The organism is Actinomyces sp. oral taxon 180 str. F0310, from assembly GCF_000185285.1.
Lineage (GTDB): Bacteria > Actinomycetota > Actinomycetes > Actinomycetales > Actinomycetaceae > Pauljensenia.
The window spans coordinates 1,132,792-1,141,452 of sequence record NZ_GL622194.1 but is presented as its reverse complement, the minus strand read 5'-3'; the positions used below and the strand labels follow the sequence as shown (position 1 = coordinate 1,141,452).

8 protein-coding genes are annotated in these 8,661 nt (G+C 68.3%); all 8 read left to right on the top strand.

The annotated features are described in order from the left end of the window. Nucleotides 1-693 precede the first annotated feature (693 nt). A complete protein-coding gene (locus HMPREF9006_RS04950; RefSeq protein ID WP_009212461.1) occupies nucleotides 694-1,974 on the top strand; it encodes a geranylgeranyl reductase family protein in 1,281 nt (426 codons plus the stop codon). A 28-nt stretch (nucleotides 1,975-2,002) separates the two neighbouring features. After that, entirely contained in the window at nucleotides 2,003-2,362 is a 360-nt protein-coding gene (locus tag HMPREF9006_RS04945) for an NADH-quinone oxidoreductase subunit A (protein ID WP_009212460.1), read from the top strand. 23 nt (nucleotides 2,363-2,385) lie between these two features. Beyond that, on the top strand, nucleotides 2,386-2,940 hold the full coding sequence (locus tag HMPREF9006_RS04940; protein ID WP_009212459.1) for an NADH-quinone oxidoreductase subunit B: 555 nt from the start codon (nucleotides 2,386-2,388) through the stop codon (nucleotides 2,938-2,940). After that, entirely contained in the window at nucleotides 2,937-3,674 is a 738-nt protein-coding gene (locus tag HMPREF9006_RS04935; RefSeq protein WP_009212458.1) for an NADH-quinone oxidoreductase subunit C, read from the top strand. The genes HMPREF9006_RS04940 and HMPREF9006_RS04935 overlap by 4 nt, the downstream gene beginning before the upstream one ends. Beyond that, entirely contained in the window at nucleotides 3,674-5,020 is a 1,347-nt protein-coding gene (locus tag HMPREF9006_RS04930) for an NADH-quinone oxidoreductase subunit D (RefSeq protein ID WP_009212457.1), read from the top strand. The genes HMPREF9006_RS04935 and HMPREF9006_RS04930 overlap by 1 nt, the downstream gene beginning before the upstream one ends. Next, nucleotides 5,017-5,724, top strand: coding sequence for an NADH-quinone oxidoreductase subunit NuoE (gene nuoE, locus HMPREF9006_RS04925; RefSeq protein ID WP_009212456.1), 708 nt, complete (start codon nucleotides 5,017-5,019; stop codon nucleotides 5,722-5,724). The genes HMPREF9006_RS04930 and nuoE overlap by 4 nt, the downstream gene beginning before the upstream one ends. Beyond that, nucleotides 5,721-7,025: an NADH-quinone oxidoreductase subunit NuoF gene (nuoF, locus tag HMPREF9006_RS04920; protein ID WP_009212455.1), complete on the top strand. Its 1,305-nt coding sequence runs from the start codon at nucleotides 5,721-5,723 to the stop codon at nucleotides 7,023-7,025. The genes nuoE and nuoF overlap by 4 nt, the downstream gene beginning before the upstream one ends. Continuing rightward, on the top strand, nucleotides 7,022-8,661 hold a 1,640-nt coding region (locus HMPREF9006_RS10835; RefSeq protein ID WP_009212454.1), incomplete at its 3' end, for a 2Fe-2S iron-sulfur cluster-binding protein. The genes nuoF and HMPREF9006_RS10835, both read left to right, overlap by 4 nt.

Below are 8,661 nucleotides of genomic sequence, written 5' to 3'. Positions count from 1 at the left end.
CGATCGGCTGGGGCGGTCTCGGTTTCATGTTCCGCTTCCCTCCGCTCCACGGTTGCCTCCCACCCGCGGGCGGGGGTGGTCTTGGTTTCACCGCCCTCCTGCCCGTGGCGGGGAGGTCCGGGTGTCTATCGGCTGGGGCGGTCTCGGTTTCATGTTCCGCTTCCCTCCGCCCCACGGTTGCCTCCTACCCGCGGGCGGGGGCGGTTTGTGCGGCGGCGTCGATGAAGAGGTCGGCGGTTGCCTCCCACCCGCGGGCGGGGGCGGCCCCGGTTTCAACGTCCTCCTGCCCCTGGCGGGGAAGTCCTGGGGTCGATCGGCGGGGGCGGCCCCGGTTTCACACCCCGCTTCCCTCCACGCCCACCGACAGCAGGGACGCTCACTCCCACGACGGGCGCAACCGAGACCATCCAGGGCGGACTCCCCTCGCACATGTCCTATGACAGCGGTCGCAAGAACCTCAACTCTCCGAGAGCGAGGCCACGATTTACGACAGAGAATCGTTGCGCAAATTGGGTGCCCGGGAGGTTCTCGGATGCGCCGGTTTTCCCGAAATACAGCCAAAAAGTAACGTAGGTCGCCGACTGAGGGTTACCTGGCTAGGCTTTCTCGCGGAAGTGAGGTGCCGTGCACGCCTCACCCGCCTATGCACATTCGCGCGGACGAACCCGCGCGCCCACACTACGGAGGAACGCGGTGGCATCCACCATGCCTGGCGACATGAGCGCCGACGTTGTCGTCGTCGGCGCGGGCCCCGGCGGCTCCTCCACCGCCCATCACCTCGCCCAGGCGGGCCTCGACGTCATCCTCCTCGAAAAAAACACCTTCCCCCGCGACAAGATCTGCGGCGACGGGCTCACCCCCGCTGCCGTTCACGAACTCATCGCCATGGGCGTGGACACCACCGGGTGGATGCGCAACCGAGGCCTCACCGTCATCGGCGGTGGACACACCGTCCACATGGACTGGCCCGACCAGAAGTCCCTGCCCGGATACGGCATGACGCGCGCCCGCACCGACCTCGACCATGCCCTCGCCCGCCGCGCCCAGGAAGCCGGAGCGCGCCTGTACGAAGGCGTCACCGTCACCGGAGCCATCCAAGACGGCTCCGGCCGCGTCACGGGCGTCACCGCCAAGAGCGGGCGCGGGAAGAACGCCACCGCCCTCACCGTGCGGGCCTCCATCACCGTCGACGCCGGGGGAGTGGCCGCCCGACTGGCCACCGGCCTCGGCCTCGACAAGAAGATGAACCGCCCCATGGGCGTCGCCGCCCGCGCCTACTTCCGCAGCCCCCGCGGGGACGAAGAATGGATGGAATCCCACCTCGAACTGTGGAGCGGAGCCCCCGGAGCCTCCGATCTGCTTCCCGGATACGGGTGGATCTTCCCCATGGGCGAGGGGGTCGTCAACGTCGGCCTGGGCTCCGTCGCCTCCCGCGCCGGCGCCACCAACCTGCCCTACCGCGACGTCTTCAAGGCGTGGACCGCCAACCTGCCGGGCGAATGGGGATTCACCCCCGACAACCAGATCGGACCCCTGCGCTCCGCCGCCCTGCCCATGAGCTTCAACCGTAAGCCCCACTACACCCAGGGCCTCGTCCTCGTCGGAGATGCCGGCGGCATGGTCTCCCCCTACAACGGAGAAGGCATTGCCCCCGCCATGAAGGCGGGACGCTACGCCGCCTCGTGCATCGCCCAAGCCCTGCGCCGCGCACATCGCGCCGGCATCGACCGGGCCATGAGCGAATACCCCCACATGCTCCGCGACGAATACGGCGGCTACTACCAGCTCGGCCGCATCTTCGTCGCACTCATCGAAAACCCGACAATCATGCGCACCTGCACGAACGTCGGACTGCCCATGCCGCGCCTCATGACGCTCGTCCACAAGCTCCTCTCGGACGGGTACGAGAGGAGCGGCGGCGATTTCGACGACCAACTCATCACAACGCTGACCAAGGTGGTGCGCCCCGCATGAGCACCGCCAACCACAACCGGGAGGAACGATGACGAATCCCTACGTGCCGCTGCTCATCATGTCGGCAGCCGCCCTCGTGCTGGCATTCGGAGGCCTGGGCGCCTCCGCGATCCTGGGCCCCACCAAGAAGTCCAAGACCAAGGCCGACAACTACGAGTGCGGGATCCAACCCACCAGCGCCCACCTCACCGACGGCCGTTTCCCGGTGCGCTACTACCTGGTCGCCATGACCTTCATCATCTTCGACATCGAAGTTGTCTTCATGTACCCGTGGGCCGTCAGCTTCAACCAGCTCGGCCTCTTCGGCCTGATCGTCATGATGAGCTTCCTCGTCACCCTGTGCGTCCCCTACGCCTACGAATGGCGACGCGGCGGCCTGGACTACTGAGAAGAAGAGTAAGGAAGAAACAAGTGGGACTGGAAGAATCCCTGCCCGCGGGCATCGCGCTCACCAGCGTTGAGAAAGTCCTCGGCCTCGCACGCAAGTACAGCCAGTGGCCCGTCACCATGGGCCTGGCGTGCTGCGCCATCGAAATGATGGCCGCCGGAACCCCCCGATTCGACATGGCGCGCTTCGGCCTTGAGGTCTTCCGCGCCTCCCCGCGTCACTCCGACATGATGATCGTCTCGGGCCGCGTCTCCCACAAGATGGCCCCCATCATCCGACGCGTCTACGACTCCATGCCCGAACCCAAGTGGGTCATCTCCATGGGCGCCTGCGCGTCCTCCGGCGGCGTCTTCAACAACTACGCCGTCGTCCAGGGCTGCGACCACATCGTCCCCGTCGACGTCTACCTGCCCGGCTGCCCGCCCCGCCCCGAGGCCCTCATCCACGCGGTTCTCGTCCTGCGCGAGCAGATCGGCAAGGAACCCCTGGGCGTCCACCGCCGGGAGATCGCCCGCAAAGCCGAGCAGGCCGCCCTCGAAGCCACGCCCACCCACCAGATGAAGGGACTCCTGGCATGAGCGACCTGTCGATCCCCGAGGACAACGCGCCCGCCCAGACCGACGCGACTCCGGTTCAGCGCGGCTTCGCCCTGCCCGAGCCCATCGCCCACCGCGAGGGCCTCTTCGGCGCGGGCACCGACTCCTCCACCTCCGGCTTTGCCGGACTCGTCACCGACTCCTTCCTGCCCGGCGAGGCCTCGCGCCCCTACGGCTCCTGGTTCGACCAGGTCGTCGACGTCCTCGAAGAGCTCATCGCGGCCGACGGCCTGAAGGTGTCCGACGTCATCGAAAAGGTCACCGTCGATCGCGGACAGCTCGGTATCTTCGTCGCCCGCGAGCACATCGTGCGCGTCGCCTCCTACCTGCGCGACGACCCCGACCTGCGTTTCGAAATGTGCCTGGGAACCAACGGCGTCCACTACCCCCTCGACAAGGGGCGCGAGCTGCACGCCATCTACCCCCTGTACTCGATCACGCACAACCGTCTGATCCGCCTCGAAGTCACCTGCCCCGACTCCGACCCGCGCATCCCCTCCATCGTCTCGGTCTACCCGGCCAACGACTGGCAGGAACGCGAAACCTGGGACCTCATCGGCATCATCTTCACGGGGCACCCCTCCCTGACGCGCACCGCGATGCCCGACGACTGGGTCGGACACCCCCAGCGCAAGGACTACCCCCTGGGCGGCATTCCCGTCGAATTCAAGGGCGCCGTCACGGCCTCCGCCGACGTCCGTAGGAGTGTGAACTGATGACCAACGCCTTCCGCGCGCCCGCCGGCGCGAGCGACCTGCCCCTCGAGGACATCCCCGAGGTCCTCACACAGGGCGGCGACTGGGACGACGTCCTGCACGAGATCGAGGCCATCACCTCCGAACGCATCGTCGTCAACCTCGGCCCCGTCCACCCCTCCACCCACGGCGTGCTGCGCCTCATTCTCGAGCTCGACGGCGAAAAGGTCCGCGAAACACGCGTCGACACCGGCTACCTGCACACCGGCATCGAGAAGAACATGGAGTACCGCACGTGGACCCAGGGCGTGGCATACTGCACGCGCATGGACTACGTCGCCCCCTTCTTCCAGGAGGCCGCCTACTGCCTCGGCGTCGAGAAACTGCTCGGCATCACCGAGGACGTGCCCGAACGCGCCAGCCTCATCCGCGTGCTCATGATGGAGCTGTGCCGCATCGCCTCCCACCTGGTCGCCATCGGCTCGACCGGCAACGAGATGGGCGCCACCACGATCATGACGATCGGTTTCCGCGCCCGCGAGGAGATCCTGCGCGTCTTCGAACGCATCTCCGGCCTGCGCATGAACCACGAGTACATTCGCCCCGGCGGCGTCGTCCAGGACATCGGCGAGGGCACCACGGACTACATCCGTGACCGGCTGCGCCGCGCCCGCAAGGACATCGGCGAGCTGCAGGACATCCTGCAGGAGAACCCGATCTTCAAGAAGCGCCTGTGCGACGTGGCCGTCATGCCGCTGAGCGCCCTCATGGCGCTGGGCACCACCGGGCCGGGCGTGCGAGCCGCCGGGCTGCCCCTCGACCTGCGCAAGTCCCAGCCCTACTGCGGGTATGAGAACTTCGAGTTCGACGTGCCCACGCGCGACAAGTCCGACGTCTACAACCGCACGATGGTCCGCTTCGACGAGTGCTACGAATCCATGCGCATCGTGTGGCAGGTCCTGGCCAAGCTCGACGAATGCGAGGGGGCGCCCACCATGGTCGCCGACCCCGAGATCGCCTGGCCCGCCCGACTGGCGGTCGCCACCGACGGCCAGGGCACCAGCGCCGACCACGTCCGCGAGATCATGGGGGAGTCCATGGAATCCCTCATCCACCACTTCAAGCTCGTCACGGAGGGCTTCCACGTGCCCGCCGGCCAGGTCTACCAGACCGTCGAGCACGCGAAGGGAATCCTCGGCGTCCACCTGGTCTCCGACGGCGGAACCCGCCCGTTCCGAGCCCACTTCCGCGACCCCTCCTTCGCCAACCTGCAATCGCTGGCCATGATGACCGAAGGCGGCCAGCTGGCCGACGTGGTCGTCTCCCTGGCCGCTATCGACCCCGTTCTCGGAGGCGTTGACCGATGAGCTACACACCCGACACCTTGGCGCGCCTGCAGGCAGACGCCGCCCAGATCATCGCCCGCTACCCGCAGGGCCACGCCCGCAGCGCCCTGCTGCCGATGCTCCACCTGATCCAGTCGGTTGACGGCTACGTCAGCCCCGACGGCATCGACTTCATCAGCGCCACCCTGGAGCTGCCGCGCGCCGAGATCAGCGCGGTCGCCACCTTCTACACCCAGTACAAGCGCCACCCCACCGGCGACTACCTCGTGGGCGTGTGCACGAACGCGCTGTGCGCCGTCATGGGCGGGGACGAGATCTGGGAGAAGGTCTCCGACAAGGTCGGCGTCGGAAGCGACGAGACCAGTGCGGATGGCCGCATCACCCTCGAACGCATCGAGTGCAACGCCGCGTGCGACTACGCGCCCGTCGTCATGGTCAACTGGGAGTTCTTCGACAACCAGACGCCGGAGTCGGCCGCGGCGATGATCGACGACATCCAGGAGGGCCGCGACATCCACCCGACCCGTGGCCCCGTCGTCGCCCCGACCTTCAAGGAGAACGAGCGCGTCCTGGCGGGCTTCCTCGACGGCCACGAGGACGAGGGACCCTCCGCCGGCCAATCCACCCTGCTGGGCCGACGCATCGCCGAGGAGCACGGCTGGACCGAACCGGTTGCACTCGGCGCCGCCGAGGCCACCGACCCGAAGGGAGAGGACGCGAAGTGAGCACCGCATACGCTGCGCCCGGGCCGCTGACCCCAATCATCACCAACGGGTGGGGCGAGGAACGCTCCTGGACCCTGGACTCCTACCGCGCGCGCGGAGGCTACCTGGGCCTCGAGAAGGCGCGCGCCATGGACCCCGCCGACATCGTCGCCGCCGTCAAGGACTCGGGCCTGCGAGGCCGAGGAGGCGCAGGCTTCCCCTCGGGCCTCAAGTGGTCCTTCCTGCCCCCCGCCGACGGAGGCCCCCGATACCTCGTCGTCAACGCGGATGAGTCCGAGCCGGGAACCTGCAAGGACATCCCGCTCATCATGGGTAACCCGCACGTCCTCATCGAGGGCATCGCGATCACGTCGCGGGCGATCGGCTGCGACCACGCGTTCGTCTACCTGCGCGGCGAGGTCACGCACGTGTACCGCCGCCTCCTCAGCGCCGTGCGCGAGGCCACCGAAGCGGGCGTGCTCGGCGATCTGCGCATCACCGCCCACGCGGGCGCGGGCGCCTACATCTGCGGCGAGGAAACCGCGCTCCTCGACTCGCTCGAGGGACGCCGCGGTCACCCGCGCCTCAAGCCCCCCTTCCCCGCGGTCGCAGGCCTGTACGCCCGTCCCACGGTCGTCAACAACGTCGAGACCATCGCTCAGGTGGCGGGCATTTTCCGCAACTCGCCGCAGTGGTTTGCGTCGATGGGCACCGAGAAGTCCAAGGGCCACGGAATCTTCTCCGTCTCCGGCCACGTCGCCAACCCCGGCCAGTTCGAGGCCCCCTTCGGCATCACGATGCGCGAACTCATCGATATGGCGGGCGGAATCCGCCAGGGGCACACGCTGAAGTTCTGGACGCCCGGCGGCTCCTCGACCCCGATCTTCACGCAGGACGAGCTCGACACCCCGCTCGACTACGAGTCCGTGGGCGCGGCCGGGTCCATGCTCGGCACCCGCGCCCTGCAGGTGTTCGACGAGACCGTCTCGGTGGTGCGCGTCATCACCCGGTGGTCCGAGTTCTATCAGCACGAGTCCTGCGGCAAGTGCACGCCCTGCCGCGAGGGGACCTACTGGATGAAGCAGATCATGCTGCGCCTTGAGCGGGGTGAAGGCCGCCCCGGCGACGTCGACCTGCTCGACGAGATCGCTCACAACATCGCCGGCCGCAGCTTCTGCCCGCTCGGTGATGCCGCAGCAACCCCGATTATGTCGGGCATCAAGCGCTTCCGCGACGAGTTCGAAGCCGGGCTGACCACGCCCGCCCGCGAGCTTTTCCCCTACGAGGCGTCCGCTAACTACGCGCGAGGAGGTGGCCGATGAGCGACGCTGCCAACATGATCGACGTCACCATCGACGACGTTCAGGTTTCAGTCCCCAAGGGCACGCTCGTGATCCGCGCCGCCGAGCAGGCGGGCATCCGGATCCCGCGCTTCTGCGACCACCCGCTGCTGGCCCCGGTCGCCGCGTGCCGCCAGTGCCTGGTCGAGGTCGGCATGCCCGACCGCAACACGGGCGAGCTGCGCTTCATGCCCAAGCCCCAGCCCTCCTGCGCGCAGACCGTCACCCCCGGCATGGTCGTCAAGACCCAGCACACCTCCGAGGTATCCAAGCGCGCCCAGCACGGCGTCATGGAGTTCCTGCTCATCAACCACCCGCTGGACTGCCCCGTGTGCGATAAGGGCGGCGAGTGCCCCCTGCAGAACCAGGCGATGAGCGATGGGCGCGCCACCTCCCGCTTCACGGACGCCAAGCGCACCTTCAAGAAGCCACTTCGCCTCACCTCCCAGATCCTCCTGGATCGCGAGCGCTGCATCCTGTGCCAGCGCTGCGTGCGCTTCGGTAAGGAGATCTCCGGCGACGTGTTCATGGACCTGCAGGGCCGCGGCGGCGGCAGCGCCCCCACCGACGATCACTCCTTCATGGGTGAGCAGGTCGGAGGCTTCGACACGACCACCCTGGACTTCTTTGACCCGACGGCCGTTGATGCCTCAACGTCGACGCTGTCCTCGCCCTTCGGCACCGACGCGATCGTGGGCTCCCTGAACGAGGGCGAGCTCTGCGTTGCCGAACGCGACGTGTCGGGCCGCGCCTTCGCCTCCTACTTCTCGGGCAACATTATCCAGATCTGCCCGGTCGGCGCCCTCACCGCCGCCTCCTACCGTTTCCGAGCCCGCCCCTTCGACCTCGTCTCCACGGCCGCCGTCACCGAGCACGACGCCTCCGGGTCGGCGATCCGCCAGGATATTCGCCGCGGCGAGGTCGTTCGCCGGATGAGCGGCAACGACCCCGAGGTCAACGAGGAGTGGATCACCGACAAGGACCGCTTCGCCTTCGAATGGGACAAGGTTGACCGCCTGACGGTCCCGCTCGTGCGCGAGAAGGGCGAGCTGGTTCCCACCTCCTGGTCCGACGCGCTGGACCGCGTGCGCGAGGGCCTCGAGCAGGCGGGTTCGTCCGTGGGCTTCCTGCCCGGCGGGCACCTGACCTTCGAGGATGCGTGGGCGTGGTCCAAGTTCGCCCGCACGGTCGTGGGCAGCGACTCCATCGACTTCCGCTCCCGCCCCTCCAGCGAGGAGGAGCGCTCCTTCCTGGCCTCCCACGTGGCCGGGACCGGCCTGGCCACCACGTACGCGGACCTCGAGAGCGCCGGACAGGTTCTCCTCGTCGCCCTCGAACCCGAGGACGAGTGCGGCGCCATGTTCCTGCGCCTGCGCAAGGGAGTGCGCAAGTCGGGCCTCGCGGTCGCCTCGATCGCGCCCTTCACCTCGGCGGGATCGCGCAAGATGAACGCCCGAGTCCTGCACGCGGCCCCCGGCGCCGAACCCGTGCTCGTGGACGAGATCCGCGTCGGCGGACGATTCGACGACCTCGCCGGTGCCCTCGCCGACGGCATCGTTCTCGTCGGCGAGCGCGCGGGCGCCACCCCCGGCCTGCTCTCCGCCGTCGTCGCCCTGGC

What these genes read in the sequence shown, in the direction of transcription:
- HMPREF9006_RS04945 (WP_009212460.1), top strand. Translation starts at nt 2,003, where the DNA reads ATGACGAATCCCTACGTGCCGCTGCTCATCATGTCGGCAGCCGCCCTC.
- HMPREF9006_RS04935 (WP_009212458.1), top strand. Translation starts at nt 2,937, where the DNA reads ATGAGCGACCTGTCGATCCCCGAGGACAACGCGCCCGCCCAGACCGAC.
- HMPREF9006_RS04930 (WP_009212457.1), top strand. Translation starts at nt 3,674, where the DNA reads ATGACCAACGCCTTCCGCGCGCCCGCCGGCGCGAGCGACCTGCCCCTC.
- nuoE (WP_009212456.1), top strand. Translation starts at nt 5,017, where the DNA reads ATGAGCTACACACCCGACACCTTGGCGCGCCTGCAGGCAGACGCCGCC.